At 62.4% G+C, this 16,485-nt stretch carries 7 protein-coding genes; 3 read left to right on the top strand and 4 right to left on the bottom strand.

Features of this window, described 5'->3' with window-relative positions:
• Nucleotides 1-53: 53 nt before the first annotated feature.
• Entirely contained in the window at nucleotides 54-5,624 is a 5,571-nt protein-coding gene (locus tag J3U87_RS08500) for an ATP-binding protein (RefSeq protein ID WP_237382613.1), read from the bottom strand.
• 1,879 nt (nucleotides 5,625-7,503) lie between these two features.
• Nucleotides 7,504-9,258, bottom strand: a complete 1,755-nt coding sequence (locus tag J3U87_RS08495; RefSeq protein WP_237382612.1) for a serine hydrolase — start codon at nucleotides 9,256-9,258, stop codon at nucleotides 7,504-7,506.
• Nucleotides 9,259-9,466: 208 nt separating this feature from the next.
• Here J3U87_RS08495 and J3U87_RS08490 point away from each other — a divergent pair, with 208 nt between their 5' ends.
• Both J3U87_RS08490 and J3U87_RS08485 read left to right on the top strand, forming a co-directional pair.
• On the top strand, nucleotides 9,467-11,188 hold the full coding sequence (locus J3U87_RS08490) for a sensor histidine kinase (RefSeq protein ID WP_237382611.1): 1,722 nt from the start codon (nucleotides 9,467-9,469) through the stop codon (nucleotides 11,186-11,188).
• Nucleotide 11,189: 1 nt separating this feature from the next.
• Nucleotides 11,190-11,939 (top strand): LytR/AlgR family response regulator transcription factor, encoded by a 750-nt coding sequence (locus tag J3U87_RS08485; protein WP_237382610.1) that lies wholly within the window; start codon nucleotides 11,190-11,192, stop codon nucleotides 11,937-11,939.
• 24 nt (nucleotides 11,940-11,963) lie between these two features.
• On the opposite strand, the gene asnB is transcribed toward J3U87_RS08485, so the two are convergent.
• Together asnB and J3U87_RS08475 are read right to left on the bottom strand one after the other, a co-directional pair.
• The gene (gene asnB, locus J3U87_RS08480; protein ID WP_237382609.1) at nucleotides 11,964-13,841 is read right to left on the bottom strand and encodes an asparagine synthase (glutamine-hydrolyzing); all 1,878 of its coding nucleotides are present in this window, start codon (nucleotides 13,839-13,841) and stop codon (nucleotides 11,964-11,966) included.
• Nucleotides 13,842-13,902: 61 nt separating this feature from the next.
• Nucleotides 13,903-14,439, bottom strand: a complete 537-nt coding sequence (locus tag J3U87_RS08475; protein WP_237382608.1) for a glycosyltransferase — start codon at nucleotides 14,437-14,439, stop codon at nucleotides 13,903-13,905.
• Nucleotides 14,440-14,789: 350 nt separating this feature from the next.
• Between J3U87_RS08475 and J3U87_RS08470 the strand changes: the two genes are divergently transcribed.
• Complete coding sequence (locus J3U87_RS08470; protein WP_237382607.1) at nucleotides 14,790-16,343, top strand: J domain-containing protein; 1,554 nt, start codon at nucleotides 14,790-14,792, stop codon at nucleotides 16,341-16,343.
• Nucleotides 16,344-16,485 lie beyond the last annotated feature (142 nt).

Raw genomic sequence — 16,485 nt, 5'->3', positions numbered from 1 at the left:
TCGTTCATCCGGATTTGATTCAGGATGGCGGCGAACCGTCGCGCCGCCATCGTTCACTGCTCGCGGTTCAGCCAATAACCCGATTGGTGTTCCTCGCGAAGGGCACCGATCAGGTAGGGTCTCAGTTTGGGGGCCTGAAGGATGTCGTCCAGGGAACCCACGTCCTTGGCGCGCTGCACCGTGTGGACACCCTCGAATTCGGCGGCCAATTCCGCCTGTTTCTCGCTGTAGACTTCGTTGAAGACCTCTTGGAATCGGGCTCGCAGGCCGTCGCGCTCGTTGGCCGCGGCCACTTCCAATTCCTTTTGCAGGGCGTCGATCCGCCCGTCCTTCATGGTCCGCTTGCGTACCTCGCGCGGGAACACGATGGCCGCGGCCGGTGCGCCCCCGATCACGGAGGCGTAGGTGCCTTCCAGGGCCAGGGCCTTGAGGCCCGGATTGAGCACATTGGAAAAGACCACGTAGGCGCCGCCGTGGTAGCGCGACAGGACGCAGAACAGGATCAGCCCCTTGAAATTGACCACCGCGCGGCCGATTTCGGCGCCGTACTCCAATTGCAGGCGGCGCAGGGACTCGGGCGAGCCGTCGAAACCGCTGAGGTTGGCGAGGAGCACGATCGGCCGTTTCCCGCTGGCCACGTTGATGGCCCGCGCCAGCTTTTTACTGGAAAGCGGGAACAGGGTGCCGCCGGTCCAGGTGTCGGGCCCGTCGTTGGGTACCCCGTCGCGGCGTTTGATGGGGAAGGATTGGATGCCGATCATCGAGACGCAAAAACCACCCAGGGTCGTGTCCCACACAATGGTGTTGTCGGCTTCCGCCATCAGCGGCCAGCGTTCCAGCGGTTTCTGGTCCTTGTCGGCGACGGCCCGCATGACCTGACGCATGTCGAACGGCTTCTTCTTGCCGGGATTGGTGGCATCGCCGAAGATGTCGCCGATGCGCTTGAAATCCGGGGTCAGGTTGAAGGCGTAGGATTCCAAGGTGATGTCGCGATCCTCGGGATCGGTGACGCTGTAGTTGCGCGGATAGTGATCCTCCGGCGACACGTAGGTGAGCGCGTAGTAGCGGAACAGGGTGTTGCAGGCATCCAACAGGTTCTTGGCGGGATACTGGGCTTGGCCGTTGGGGCCCATGATGCGTTGCATGCCGCCGATGCCGATGTTGTCTTCGGCCGACACGCTGCCCGCGTAGTCGAGCGCCCCCTTGCCGGTCAACAGCATGGTGCCCCGCGGCGTCATGATCAGGCAGCCCCGGGTGTGCATCAACATGGTGGCTTCCGCGTTCCAGTAGGATTGCGCGCCGACGTTGATGCCGTCGACGATCAGGTTGATCTCGCCGCCCTCCTGGGTGAATTGGATCAGGTCGCGCAGGACCCGGGCTGTCCAATCCAGGTTCTCGGTGCCGTTGTCCATCGATATTTTGGCGCCGCTGGAGATCGAGAACCACTCCAGTGGAATGCGCCGCTCACGGGCCAGGGTCAACGCGGCGCGGAAAGAACGGCATTCCGGCTCCGACAGGCAGCCCAACCCGAAATTGCCATCGCCCAACACGATGACGCGTTCCATGCCCGAGGGGTGGCTGGGCGTGAAGTTGGTGATGATGCCGAAGACCACGCCGATCGGGTTCTGTCCCGCCGGGCGGCCCTTGACCGAGATCGGCCGCCAGTCGTCGCCGTCCCGCTCCATGTCGAATTCCTCGAATTCGCCCTTGTGGAAGTAGCCGTTGGTCAGCAGGTCCAACACCTCGTAGGGGTAGTTGAGGCCGCGGCGGCGGGAGAGGGCATGGCTCAGGTCGCGCTTCGACAGCGGCTGGATCGGTGGGGTGGAGGGTGCCGAGTACTTGAGCTCGATGCCCACGTCGGCCGGGAAATTGACCTCGATCTGGAAGTTGGCCACATCGCCGTGGGGTTGGTCCAGCAGGCAATAGATCCGGATTTTTTCCAGGTGGACGTGTTCGTAACCGGTGATGATGAAGCGCAGATAGGCCAGCAGGTCCTCGCGCGTGACGTCCAGAAGCGGCCGGATGTAGATGATGATTTGGTTCCAGTAGAAACTGCCGCTGCGCGAGCTGCCGAACTGGTGTTGCCGCTGCCGCATGGCGCGCAGGACGCGCAGGAACTCGCGGTGGAGCGCGGGATACACGAAGGGCGTGCCCTTGATCGAAGGCGGCGGTTCGCGAACCTCGGTGAAGGCGATCAACCGTTGATCGTCGGCGTTTTGGTGGGCCACACAGTGAAACAGGTAGATCTGTTCTTCGGTCGGCAAGCGCTCGGTCTTGAAGCCCTGGAGCCGTTCGATGTAGAACCGTTGGCCCATGGTTTCGGTGATGCCGCGGTACTGGCGGCGCTCGATGTACCCGGTCTTGTCGTGGATGAACAGGAAGCAGTGTGGGATCGAAATGGTGTCGCCGATCATGACGCGGATGCGCGACATTTGCGCGTACTTGGGGAACTGCTGAATGGCCGCATTCAAACGTTCGGCGTACTGGTCGGTGCTCTGCGTTTCCCTGGCGTGCAGGTAGAGGTCGATCACCACTTCCTGGTATTCGCGCTGCTGGCGCACCAGATCGGCCATCGATGTCAGCACCGTATCGAGGCGTTCGAAGAAATCGGCGACGGTGATCGACAGGACCTGAATGCGGTCGACCGTGTAGCTGCTGCTGGTGATCGCGATACCGTCCTCGATGCGCGACCGGATTTCCTTGAGCTGCATGTCCAGGTGCAGGCGCTGCAGCAGGATCTCGCTGTAGGTGGCCCGCTGCAGATCGGTGGCGTCGGCGAACTTGTTGACGAAGAGCTTGATCAGCGGGTGCGGCGAGTACACGATTTGGCGCATCAATTCGCGGCGCGTGGATTCGTCCGCGGTCGCTTCCATGGTGGAAAGCATTTTTTCGATTTGCGTGAGTGAGGTTTCCAGCGCCGAGGAGAACGAGGCCTGCTCGAACACCGAATAGAGGAAGTCCACGATGATGTTGTGGAGCTTTTTGAAGGCCCTGCGCGATTCGTGGAACACCTTGTCCACCGAGCGCCGCAGGCGTTTGCTTTCGGTGAAGGCGCCGGTTTCGCCGAAGGTGCCGTGGACGTGGCGCAACAACCGCTGCTTCAGTTCCAGGTTGTTGTGCGAGTAAAACAGCCGAATGATGATCTCTTCCAGGTTGTCGACCCCGCTCTCCACGTCCAGGCCGTAGTGCCGGAAGGCGAGGTTGAGGCGATCGACGAAATCCTCGGCGGGGTGCTCCTGGCCGGTGCGCAGCAACTGGAGATAGATGAAGAAATTTTGTTCGGGTGAACTGACGTCGGTTTCGGAGACGGCCACTTCCTTGAGGAACAGGAACTCGATGTCCAGGTAGAGACGGTACAGTTTCTCCAGGAACGTGTTGAGCATATCCGGGCCATCGAGCGTCGTGGCGAGCGTTCGGATGGTGTTGTCCAAACGCGCCAACATGTCCTCGAACGAGCTGCCGTCCACGTCGAATCCCTTCATGAAACCCACGCAGCCGCGCAGGACCCGTTCGTGGTCGTCCTTTTCCTTCTCGGGCTTGCTGTCGTAGGCGAAGGTGGCCCGTTCGCCCACGTCCGCGGTCGCATCGCCGTTGGTCGAGGCTTCGATACTGATCAACGGATCGCCGGCGCTCACCTGGTCGTTGGCCTTGACGAAAATTTCCTTGACCACCCCGCTGGCGGGCGATTGCATCACCATTTCCATTTTCATCGCTTCGAGGCTGAGCAGCGCATCACCGGCGAAGATTTCCTGACCCACTTCCACGTTGAGTTTGAGGACCAGTGCCGGCGAGTTGCTCTTCACCAGGCCGCCCGAATCCTGGGCCACGAAATGGGTGGCGCCGTCGATTTCGACGAGAAAGTCCTCCTGCTTGGGGACCACCACGCAATCGTACTTGGTTTGGTTGTAGTAGAGTCGGGCCTTTTGGGGCGAATCCCAGACCATCTTGACATCGAAGTGCCGGTCTTCGTGAACGATCTGATAGTACTTGGGTTCCACCAGCCGGATCTCGAACTTGTAACTCTGTCCGTCCAATTTCATTTCGACTTCGGCGGTGGAGGCCACGGGCAGGCGCTGCGGTCGGCCGCGCGATACCGTCTGGAAGAACTCCTGGCGTTGTTGGTGCAGCGTGCGCGAGTAGATTTCGATACCGGCCGCGATCAGGGCCGCCTCGCGGTTGGCGCCCGAGCGAATGCCGCCGGCCGCGTTCAGCGCGTCCAGCCAACCGGTGTGGATGCGGTTCTGCAGAAAGTCGGGGTGTTGCAGCAGTTCCAGCAGGAAGGACTTGTTGGTGGTGCCGTTGTGGATCACGATGGTCGTGTCGGCCAGGGCGCGCCGCATCCGGGCGATCGCCTCCGCTCGGGTGTTGCCGGTCGTCAGGATCTTGGCGACCATCGAGTCGAACGAGGCGGGAATGTCGCTGTAGGTCTCCACCCCGCTGTCGACGCGGACCCCGGCGCCTCCGGGCGGGTTGAAAAGCTCGATGCGTCCGGGCGAAGGGGCGAATTGATTGTAGGGATCTTCCGCGTTGAGGCGCACTTCGATGGCGTGACCGCGCGTCGGTGGCGGCTCGCCGTCCAGCGTCAGGCCCATCGCCACGTGGAGCTGCAGTTTGACCAGATCCAGGCCCGTGTTCAATTCGGTGACGGGGTGCTCTACCTGCAGGCGCGTGTTCATCTCCATGAAATAGAGATGTTCGTCCTGCTCGTCGAAGAGGAATTCGGCGGTGCCCGCGTTGTGGTAGCCGGAAACGCGGGCGATATTGCGGGCCGCGTCCTTCAAATCTTCGGCCCGGGCCGGGCTCAGGATCACGGCGGGTCCTTCTTCGATGACCTTTTGGTTGCGGCGCTGGACCGAGCAATCGCGGACCCCCGCCGCCCAGATGTTGTCATGCGTGTCGGCCACGATTTGGACTTCCAGGTGCCGGGCGTTGACGACCATCTTCTCCATGAAGACCGTACCGTCGCCAAAGGCCTTGGCCGCTTCCGAGGTGGCGGTGTGGAACGCCTCCTCCAGCTCGCTCTCTTGGGTGACGCGGCGGATCCCGCGCCCGCCGCCGCCGGCCGTGGCCTTGATGACCAGGGGGTAGCCGATCGCCTCGGCGTGACGGCGGGCCGCCGCCACATCCGGTACGGGCCCCTTGCTCCAGGGGGAGACCGAGACACCGGCCGATTCCGCCAGGTGTTTGGAACCGATTTTGTCGCCCAGCTTGCGCATCGCTTCGCCGGTGGGCCCGATGAAGACCACACCCCATTCCGCACAGAGGTCGGCGAAGGCCGCGTGTTCGGCCACGAAGCCCCAACCCACCCAGACGGCGCGGGCCTCGGTGGCGCGCAGCGCTTCCTCCAGGCGTTTGTATTGAAGGTAGGGACTGCGTTTCAGCGGCATGCCCCGATCGTCGTACTGGCCGAAATCCGGTTCCAGCGCGTCGCCCAGATGGTAGGCGACGTCGGCGCGTTGAACGAAGCGCGCGTGTTTGTCGGGACTGGTGTACAAGGCGGCCGTGGAGAGCGAGGTGCCGCGTTCGCGGTTGAAGTCCTCCACCGCGTTCAAAAAGCGGATGGCGGCCTCGCCGCGATTGATGATCGCGATACGGTCGTCGTCGTTCAAGAAGAGCTTGGTCACCGAAATCCCCCTGTCCAAGAGCGATGGTTCCTGCGATGGAAGCGCTCTTTGGAAACCTGGCTGTTTACTTGGCGAACTGGAATGTCCCCCATGATATCCATTGCCTTGTGGAAAAGCAAAGCCAAGTTGGCGTGCGCTTGCGGCGCATGTCGGGGTGGGTGTGGTTCCGATGTTTTCCGGATTTTCACAGAATTCGCGGCCCCTGGTTTGGTGTGCCCAAATGGGCGAAAGCGAAGGCCCGACGGTCGCTCGGGAGGCCACCCTCGAAGGGGTTCGCGGGAGGGGTCCGGCACTCCAGAAAGGAACCGGGCCTGTAGGTGAGCCGGGCCGCGCAGGCAGGCTGCTCCATCAGTCGGGGCGACGCGGGCGAGGCGTGCCAGCATGCCCAGAGAGGCGTCCTGCCAGGTAGGTTCAGCGGCCCGCTGAACGGCTCGAAGCGATCCCCGCGAGGAGTCCCCGAATGCTTTGAGGGCGGGCACTGCAGCAGGTCGAACAGGGACGGGAAGCCCGCGGGCCTCTCGAAGGAGTTCGCGGAAAGGGCTCGGAGTTCCAGAGAGGAACCGGGCCTGTAGGTGAGCCGGGCCGACTTTTCGAAGCCGCTCAATCCACGAGTTCAGGCAAATCTCGAGAGCGAAGCTCCCACTAGCGATGGATCGTCTTGACCGAAGTACTCGAGGTTGAAGTTCCCGGATGTCGAGAGAGACGTCAGGCGTGTAGGTGGAGCAGCTTGCTCCACCAGTCGGAGTTACGTAACCTCGTCTTTTCAAACTCTTTAAGAGCGAAGCATCTAGTGTTGGCAGCCACGCTTTCATCGAAGTTCCAATCTGCCGGAAGCCTGGATGTCGAGAGAGACGTCAGGCGTGTAGGTGGAGCAGCTTGCTCCACCAGTCGGAGTAGCGTAACCTCGTCTTTTCAAACTATTTAAGAGCGAAGCATCTAGTGTTGGCAGCCACGCATTCATCGAAGTCCCAATCTGCCGGAAGCCCGGATGTCGAGAGAGACGTCAGGCGTGTAGGTGGAGCAGCTTGCTCCACCAGTCGGAGCAACCCTCCTCGATTCAGCGAGTAACGCCAAAGAGCGTAGCCTGGTTTTCCCCGGAGGACCTCGGAGTGGGGAACCTCGAAGTTCCCCTATGCGGTGAGGTGTGTCGTGCCAGGAAGGTGCGGCGGCCTAACCGGCCCTGCCTAACCGGCCCTGCCTAACCGGCCCTGCCTAACCGGCCCTGCCTAACCGGCCCTGCCTAACCGGCCCTGCACGACGAGTCTCTCGACTCTCAGGCAGGCCAAGCGGATTTAATTTCTTAAGGTGAGGTCCCGCCTACAGGTGGAAATGCTTCGCTCTCAGGATCGTTCTGGAAAACGCAGTTTGGGTTGCTTCGATTGGTGGAGCAGGCTGCTCCACCTACAGGCGTGACGCCCCTCTCTCGATGTGGGAACTTTGGACTTTACGGCTTTGGATTGGGGTCGTGAGGGAGGGTATCGGCTTCGCTCTATGGTGTAACCCACTTCTGTTACATATGTTGCTTCGATTGGTGGAGCAGGCTGCTCCACCTACAGGCGCGACGCCTCTCTCTCGATGTGGGAACCTTGGACTTTACGGCTTTGGATTGGGGTCGTGAGGGAGGGTATCGGCTTCGCTCTATGGTGTAACCCACTTCTGTTACATATGTTGCTTCGATTGGTGGAGCAGGCTGCTCCACCTACAGGCGCGACGCCTCTCTCTCGCTTCGGGTAATTCGACCCTGGTGCTTCGGGGGCGACGACGCTCGAGCGTGGGAGCATGGTCGGGCAGCCCTGGAAATCGGACGGACTCGTCGTCATGGTCTCTCGCGGGCCTGGTGGCCACGCGCCGCGTGACGCGCGCCAAACCGAGGATGCGATCACCTGGCCGGTTTGCTTCGTTTCGCCAGGGCCGGCAGCACGTGTTCGCTGATGATGCGATCCGCGTGCTCGTGGCCGATGCGCCGGCCGTAGGCCGTCGACGTGATGACGACCACCGTCCCCAGTTCGGGGAAGACGGTGATGCGATTGCCGCCGTTGCCGGAGGCATAGAAACAGGCCACTTCGCGCTCGCCCAGCCGATAACGGCCGCGCCACCAGTAGTAGCCGTAGTCACTTTCGGTGTCGATGTCGATTTGTTTCCCGGTGGCCGCTTTCACCCAGGCCGACGACAAGACCCGTTTCCCCTGCCATTTGCCGTCATCCAGGTAGAGCTGGCCCAACTTGGCCATGTCCCTTGCGCGCAGCCACAGGTTCCCGGCGCCGTATAGCTCGCCCTTCGGCGTCCTGTTCCAGCGCCAACTCTTGATGGCCAGCGGCGCGAACAGCGTGCGATCGGCAAAGGTCGCCAACGGTTCATCGATGGCACGCGCCACCATCAGGGCAGCCAGCATCGAAGCGGCCGAACTGTAGACGAAACGACTGCCCGGTTGGTAGACCATGTCCAAATTGACCACCACACCCAACCAGTCGCGGGTTTGTTGATACGTGTCTTCCGAGCCCGGTGAAGGCCGGTCGTCGAAGGCGTCGAAGCCAGGGCTCATGGTCAGGAGGTGGTGAAGCTGAACCTCTTCCTTTTTGCGATCTCGAGTTTTCATCTCTTTGGTGAAATAGGGGAACACGGGGACCCGGGTATCGGCCAGGCGTCCTCGATCGATTGCCAGCCCGACCAGGGTGGCGGTGAAACTCTTGCCGACCGAGCGGGGGTCGTGAAGCTTGTAGCGGGTACCATCGTTGTAGTTCTTTTCGATGACCAGCTTGCCGTCGACCGCCACACAAAGGTTTTGCACGTGGGGAAAATCGCCTTTGTCGACCGCGCGATCCAACGCGGTGATGGGTGCGGGGTCGAGCCCCGCCGCCGCTGGCGAACCGGTCGGCCAGCCGTCGTCCGCCTCCGGAACCGGGCTTCCGATCGCGGCCATCGGCTGGCGACAGCGCCACAATCGAACCCCATCGAAACGGTCGAGCGCTTGTGAGAGCTTCGCTTTGGCGGCGGCCTTCTCACCGCGCTCCACCAGCGAGACGATCCAGCGATCCCAGGGATCGGCTTGCCGGGGGAAAGCGGCCACCTGGCGGGCGAGCAGCGCGTCCAACTCCGGCCACAACTGCCAATGTGACAAAATTCGTGAAGCGGTTTCCCATGCTTCGGGTTGGTTCCGATGGCGCTCGAGTGCGATGTCGAGCCATTGCCGGGTAGCCGCTCGATCTCCCCGTCGCAATTGGGCTTCAGCCATTTGGTCCCAAATCCAACCAGAGGTGGGACTCAATCGAAGCGCCCGTTGGAAACGGTCGATCGCGTCGGCCACGCGATCGGCGGCCAGGTAGGCCTCACCCAGACAGTAGTGGGGGGTGGCGTATTCGGGGTAGTGTTGCACGTTGGCTTCAAACACCGCGATGGCGTCCGTCGTCCGCTTTTGGCTCAGCAATGCGTGCCCCAGCCGATTGAGCTGTTCCTGGCCGAAATCGAAATCGCCAGGCCGTTCGGTCCTCAGTTTGTCCAACTGCTTCAACGCGGCCGATACGCCTTGGCGCTCCAAGACGGGCTGAATCTGTTCGGCGATACCCGGCTTGCTCTGGGCGACCAGCCCGCAGCCGAGCGCCGCAACGAGGATGAACCCTATCTTCAACCATTTCATACTCATCGCCTCCCGGTGTGTTTGTGTCATCGCCAGCAGTTTCGCCGTTTACCGGGCGGTGCTCCAATGATTTTGCCTGAGCTGCTCAGGGAATGCACGAACGACGGGAATTGCTTCATCCCGCTTTGTTATACTCTGGTCCAAATCGGCGGCCGATCTACAACCGGTTTCCCACGGATTCGGCGCTGTCCAGCGAGAGGATGCTGCCTTGTCGGTTCCCCGCAAATTCGTGATCCCACCCGGTTCGACGTACGTCCTGGTCGTGATTCCGGCCGCGTTGCTGTTCCTGTACGGCCCTGGTGGTTGGCATTCGTACTACGCCTACGAATTGCTGTTCGGCGACCGGATTCACTGGGCCGAAGAGGTGAGGTTTTGGCCCGAGTCGGGCGACTGTGGGCAAGCCCCCGCGACTACCGAATGGGCCTACAGGGTGCCCGTTCATCACGGCCATTGGGAGATGGAGGCCGATTTTCGATGGGAAGCCGATCCAGGTTTCGAGGATCCGGCCGTGTACGTGAACGTGATGGGCGCCTATGAACTCTACTGGGACGGGGCGCGCTTGGCCACCAACGGCAAACTCGGGGTGGATCGGGCCGACGAGATACCCGGCTTCTATCACGTGGTCCACCGGCTGCCGCGTGAGGCGGTCTCCGCCGGCAATCATCGTTTGAGGCTGCACCTGTCCAATTACCACGTGGTCAAGATGGATCTTCAACCGGTCCAGTTGGTGGTTGGCGAACAGCGCGACCTGGTACGCAATCCGTTGCGGCTGACGGCGTGGACCTTCCTGCTCGCCGGCATGTTTCTCCTCTGTGGCTGCTTTTACACCACCTCTTATGTGGTGGATGCAGGCAGTTCCGACGTGTTGGTTTTCGGATCGATGGCGCTGGCGCTGTGTGCGCTCGCCCTGCTCGAATACGGCAAATACGTCTTCGACTACGCCTACTATCTGCATTTCCATCGGATGGAGGCCATCGCGTGGCTGACGATCGTGATCGCCTTGTTGCTGCCGACCTTCTGCAGCAAATGTTTTGGTCTTTCCCTATGGCCGGTAGCGGGTGTCGGGCTTGCGGTGGTTTGGACGAAGTGGCAGGGTTGGGACTACGACCTGTCCGCCTGGCTGCACATGGCCGTGGGCCTGAGTATCTCCTGGGCACAAGCCATGACCGCGGTTCTGGCCCGCAGGCCGGGGTCGCGGGAAACCGCATTTGGCTTGACTGCCTGCTTCGCCATCGTGGCGGCTTATGATGTCACCCTGTTCCTGGGTTTTGCGGTCCTGGTCCTGGCCATGATGCGGGCATTGGCCGTTCGCTGGGCCGAGAGCAACAGACGCGAGCAGGCCGCCCGGCTGCGCAACAGCCGCTTGGAATTGGAGTTGCTCAGGAAGCAGTTGCAGCCCCATTTTCTGATGAACACGCTGACCAGCCTGGTTGCCTGGATCGAGGAGCAGCCGGATCAGGCCGTCGAGATGATCGAGGCCTTGGCCGAGGAACTGTCGATGCTGAACCACATGTCTAAACGCACCCTGGTGCCGTTGTCGGAAGAAATCGAACTGTGCCGTGCCCACCTGAAGGTGCTGGCCTTCCGCCACGAGCAGCAGTTCCACCTGTCCGCCGACGGCGACGAAACCATTTTGGTTCCGCCGGCTGTCTGCCACACCTTGGTCGAAAATGGTTTGACCCATATGGAACCGGACGACAGGGGTCTGAACTTCGAGTTGGCGAGTCGCTCAGGCCGGCATGAGGCCCACATCACGTTCACCGCCTACGGCCTTTTGCCGGCAACCGAATCCGCCCCCGTTGCCGGAACCGGAACCCGATACATCGAAGCTCGGTTGGAGGAAGCGTTTGGAGACGGTTGGCGGATGTCCGCCGGTCCGGTCGCGGGCGGTTGGCAGACTCGGATCGAACTCGATTGCAAAGGGGCCTAGGATGGTAAAGGTACTCGTCGTCGAAGATGAACGACGCATCGGTCGCTACATCGAAAACATCGTGCGCGCCTACCTGGGCGAGGAGCTGGAGTGTTTGGAACGGGCCGAGACCTGGCCCGCCGCGTCCGCCATCGTGACGCGGACCCATTTCGATCTGTTGTTGCTGGACTTGAACCTGAAAGGCGTGGACGGCTTCGCGTTGTTGGCCCATTGCCGATCGGCGGATTACAAGACCATCGTCATTTCGGCCTATCGCGAGCGAGCACTGGAGGCCTTCGAGCACGGCGTCCTGGATTTCGTTTTGAAGCCGTTCAAACGGGCACGCCTCGAGAAGGCGCTCGCCCGCTTCCTGGCCGAGGCACGACGGCGACCGGTGGCGGGACAGCCCGCGGGCCAGGGCGAGGCGGCGTCCCGATCTGATGGCGTCGTGCGTTCCCTGGCCATCAAACGGCCGGGCCGAACCACACGGGTTGCCCTGACGGCCGTGTGTTACATCAAGGCGGCCGGCCACTACAGCGAACTCCATCTCGACGAAGGCTCCCCGCGCTTGCATCACCAGTCCCTGGATCGACTGGAACAAATACTGCCGCCCCATTTCGTTCGTATCCATCGCGGTTACATCGCCAACCTGGAACTCGCTCGGGAAATACGCAATATGCCGGGAAGCAGCTACGCGTTGGTGCTCGACGATGGGACGGCCCTGCCGATCGGTCGAACCCGACTCCAGCAATTGCGCGCCCGCTTTGCCTGATCGGGCGGGTTCGTTTCGGGAGAGTCACTTCGGGACATCCGCGATCACGCGGTCGGCCACCAGCAGGTTCCACAGGAACAGGCGGTGATCGGCGCGCCCCTCGCGATGCTCGCGCATGAGGCGCTGAACCTCGGCTTCGTCCAATCCGGCGACGCGCCGGGTGGCGTCCAGCGCCAACCGGCCGTCGCGGAACCAGGGACCCACCGGTACCGCAAAGCCCTGCTGGGCCCGCGCGATCACCTTGCGCGGCAGGATCGGCCGCGCCGCTTTCCTGAGCAGGTACTTGGTGTGCCGACCTCGCAGCTTGAGCGCCGCCGGCAGCCGTCGCACCCAATCGACCAGTTCGATGTCCAGGAAGGGCGATCGCACTTCCAAGCCGTGCATCATGGCGGCGCGGTCCACCTTGGCCAGGATGCCTTCACTTAAATATAGATGGGTGAAGAACTCCAACGCCCGATCGATGGGATCCACCGAAGGGCAGCGATCCCACACGTCGATGGCCTCGCTGAACAGCTCGGCGGTCGGCATCGGTTCGCCGAACAATTGGTCGATTTCCTTCGGGGCCAGGGAAGACATCCAGACCGGGACCTGAAGGCGCGGCGAGACCGCCAATCCCTTCATGGCCTTCTTCAGCTTGAAATCGAAGCTCATGTGGCGGTGGCTGGTGGGCAGGGCCGCCACGCACAGGGTCACGGCGCGGTGGAGTCGGCCGCGAACGTAGCGGCGGTACCATCCGGCCGTTTGCAGCGCCCGAAACGGTGCGTAGCCGGCGAAAAGCTCGTCCGCCCCGTCGCCACCCAGTGCGACCGTCACCGATTCGCGGGCATGAGCGGAGAGCTGGTAGGTCGGCAGAATGGAGCTGTCACCCAGCCACTGACCCAGTTTTCCCAAAACTTCGTCCACCAACTGGGGGGCTTGGTTCCGAGACAACGTGCAAACGCGGTGATCCGTGCCCAGGTGTCGCGAGGCCGCTCGGGCGGCCGCGGTCTCGTCGAAACTGGGTTCGTCGAAGCCGATGGAGAAGCTGGGCAGGGGCGCCTGCATGGCCAAAGTTCGCACGGCCCCGGTGGCCATGGCCGTAACCATCGAGGAATCGAGCCCGCCGCTCAGGAACAGGCCGATCGGTACGTCGGCCATCAGTCTTCGCGTCACGGCCGTCGCCAGCAGCGAACGCAACCGTTCGGCCAGCCGGTCTTCCCGCTCGTGGAGCATCGCCGGATCCGGTTCGATGGCGAAGCGCCACCAACGGCGTGTGCGGGCCACACCGGATCCGAACTCGAAGACCGCCACACCGCCGGGTTCCAATTGCGCGATGTGCCGGTAACCGGTTCCAGGGGAAGGAACCGTGTTGTACGCGAAGTACTTGCGTATCGCCACCGGGTCGAGTTCGGCCGAGACGTGGCGGTGGGCCAGGAGGGCGGGCAGCTCCGAAGCGAACGCGAAAAAGCCGGGTCGCGTGGCGTAGAAGAACGGTTTCTGGCCGAAGCGGTCGCGCGCGCAGAACAGCCGCTGGCGCGGCAGGTCCAACAGGGCGAAGGCCCACATGCCGTTCAGGCGATCCAGGATCGCCTGACCCCATTCGCGGTAGCCGTGCAACAAGACTTCGGTATCGCTGTGATCGGTGCGGAAACGGTGGCCCAACTCGGTTAGTTCCGACCGCAGCTCGGCGTGGTTGTAGATTTCGCCGTCGTAGACCACCGCGAGGTCCCCCTCGGCCGTCCACATCGGTTGATCGCCCCCGGCCAAATCCACGATCGCCAGGCGGCGGTGCCCCAGGAACAGGGGCTCCTTGTCGTGTTGCCAGAGCCCCTCGCCGTCCGGGCCGCGGTGCAGCAGGCGGTCGGTCATTCGGCGCAGGTCGTCGCGGTCGCCTGGGCCATAAAAACCGGTCAGGCCACACACGCAGCAACCTCCCCGACCGAACGGGTTCGGCCGACCCACGTGGCCGCGATCGAGACCAGGTTCAAGAAAGGGCCTCGTTGGTGACCGCGGCGTCCGGTGCCTGTGGTTCGGCGACTTTCGCCTGTGGCTCGATCCTCGAATCGGCCGCGCGAGCGGGCACTCGCGAATCGCCGGTGATCGCGCCATTTTTTTTGTCGTGGGTGTCGCAGTAGATGCGGATCGGCGTTTCCGCAAGCAACCCCTGGAAAATGCTCGCGGTTCCCGTGGTGAAAGCCATGACGGCCAACGACCGTGGCATGCCGGCCGGGCCGTGCTGCAGGTCGCCGTCCATCGGCACGATGATGTCGCCGTGGGCATGGTCGAATCCGGCGCGCATCGCCATGGTTTGACCGAAGTTGCGGAGGCAGTGGATCGCGCGCAGGTGGCGGTCCTTCCCAACCGGCGCATCGGGCGCCTCGCCGCAGTCGCCGCGCCTGCCGAAGTTGACCGGGATGGCTTCATCGGACCGGTTCAGGCCCTGCACGACCCGCGTGACTTGGCGGTGGCGTTCCATCACGTTGGCGGCTTCGTTGTAGATGGGGATGGTAATCGAAATCATGAAAAGGGATTCGTCGCGAATACGGATGGGGGATTGGTGAGGTGACCGTCGACCCTATGTATGATGTTAGTACAAATGGCGTCTTTCGGGCGGGACCGATTTGGCGCCGCCGTCCGGGACGGCGATTTCGAAACGGCCCCGGATTGAATGTTGGACGACCCCGAAGGCCTGGCCGAGCGGGGATGCGCCGCGGGTGCCCATGGGACCGAAACGGATGCCCTGGATCGCGCGGTCGATTGCCATCTTCGTGAGTACGCGCGACTTGGCGCATTGTCCCGCGATCCCGTGCATGTTTGAATAGGATCGAAACGCGGGCCTGCAGCCCGTTTCGAATCGAGGTCGCTCGACGCATGAATTCCGATACTCCGTCCTGGCACCTTCTACCCGACGACCCGCGCGGTTTCTTCGGCTTGCCCGAAGACTTCGATCGGCTGCAGTTGAAGCGAGCCTACACCACGCTCCTGCGCCGCTTCAAGCCCGATCGGTTTCCCGACGAGTTCATGCGTCTGCGCCAGGCCTACGAGACCCTGCTGCGCGAGCTCGACGCAGGGGGTGGCCCGCCGCCACCCGCGATGTCACAGCAACCGCCACCGCCGCCTGCCCAACCCCTGCCGCCGCTGGATGGGAATCAGACACCGGAATCCTTGTTTCGGCTCTTGGGCGAATTGACCTCCAAGAAAGCGGAGCACTACGTCATGCTGGCCTGCCTGTCCGATCTGGTCGAGCCCGACCTGGATCGCCGGTTCGGGTTCTGGTTGTTGCGGGGCCGTAGCGCCTTTCCCCGCAACGAGCTGCTCGAACGCCTGTGGCATCGGTATTGGCTCTCGTTGGGCGCGGCCGACCTCGTGCGCCTGGTATCGCGCATGGCGGACATGCTGGCCCCGGCGGACTTCTACACCAATACACTGGAGCCGTTCTGCGGTTTGCTGGGCGAAATCCCGTTCGAGGAGTGGAAGGGCCTGCTCTACGAGTGCGAATCGCGACTGCGCGGCGATCGCATGCCGCACCGCCTCGTGTTCATGATTACGGTGGTGCGTCGCGCTTTCTGGCGCGCGGAAGAGGGCTGGCTGGCCCAATTCTTCGATTACATCAACTACCAACTCCACGATTTGCCCGACCAGTTGGAACTGGAGCTGGATTTTCTCGAAGCCCTCTGGGATTACCGCGCCGGCGTGACGTCGTTCTTGGACGGCACGCCCCTGCGACGCAAACTTCACGAGACCATCGTCGCCTGTTGCGATGCCGATTGGTCGCGGGCTCGCGAGCTGTTCGTCGAGCGGGCGATCGAATTGGTGGACGACGGCCCGGCCTTGTTGGCGGCGTTTCCCGCCGGGTCCGACATCGGGCCCTTTTTCGAGGTCTTCCACCGGTTGTCCCTCCTGTTGGAATCCGACGACGAAGACACGGAGATGGCCTGGTCGCCACGCATCGCCGATTACAAAATTCGGCATTTCCTCGTGCAGTTGGGCGTGCTGGGCGACAAGGACGCGCTGACCTTTTTCTGGAGTGCGGCGAACTGGTTGGGTTGGGCCCTGATCTTGTTCATGGGGCTGCTGTTGCCGCTGTGGTTCGCCTTCTACTTCCTGGCCGTGCTGCCAGGGTTGGCCAAGTTGATCGTGTTCGGCCTGGGTCTTTGGGGCGTGCGTCATTTTCTGGTGCACGGACCGCTCCAGATGTGGCGCGAGCAGGCCGCCCACTGGTTCACCTTGAAGCTGTACAAGAAACATTGGCGACCGGCGACTTTGCAGTTCTTGCGCGAGTCGTACCTGGATGTGGGTCAGGTGATCGACCTGCTGGAAAAAATCGAGGACGAAACGTTTTTCCGACGCCAGTATTACCTTTCCTGGCTGCGTTCGGACATCGCCCCCTGGCTTTACAGCGTGGCCCAACGGCACATCGCCTAGCTCGTGCCCACCCAGAAACGGATTGGTTGCCCCGGCCAAGGTGGTTGGCTGGGTACGCTCTTGACCCTCGGCCGTCAGGTATTGGCAAGATGCTTGTTCGTAGGCGATTAGCTGATACCTGATACCTGAAACCCGATACCTG

The organism is Sulfidibacter corallicola (assembly GCF_017498545.1).
In the GTDB taxonomy this organism is placed as follows: domain Bacteria; phylum Acidobacteriota; class Holophagae; order Acanthopleuribacterales; family Acanthopleuribacteraceae; genus Sulfidibacter; species Sulfidibacter corallicola.
This window is presented reverse-complemented; position numbering and strand designations above follow the sequence as displayed.

What these genes read in the sequence shown, in the direction of transcription:
- J3U87_RS08470 (WP_237382607.1), top strand. Translation starts at nt 14,790, where the DNA reads ATGAATTCCGATACTCCGTCCTGGCACCTTCTACCCGACGACCCGCGC.
- J3U87_RS08495 (WP_237382612.1), bottom strand. Translation starts at nt 9,258, where the DNA reads ATGAAATGGTTGAAGATAGGGTTCATCCTCGTTGCGGCGCTCGGCTGC.
- J3U87_RS08485 (WP_237382610.1), top strand. Translation starts at nt 11,190, where the DNA reads ATGGTAAAGGTACTCGTCGTCGAAGATGAACGACGCATCGGTCGCTAC.
- J3U87_RS08475 (WP_237382608.1), bottom strand. Translation starts at nt 14,439, where the DNA reads ATGATTTCGATTACCATCCCCATCTACAACGAAGCCGCCAACGTGATG.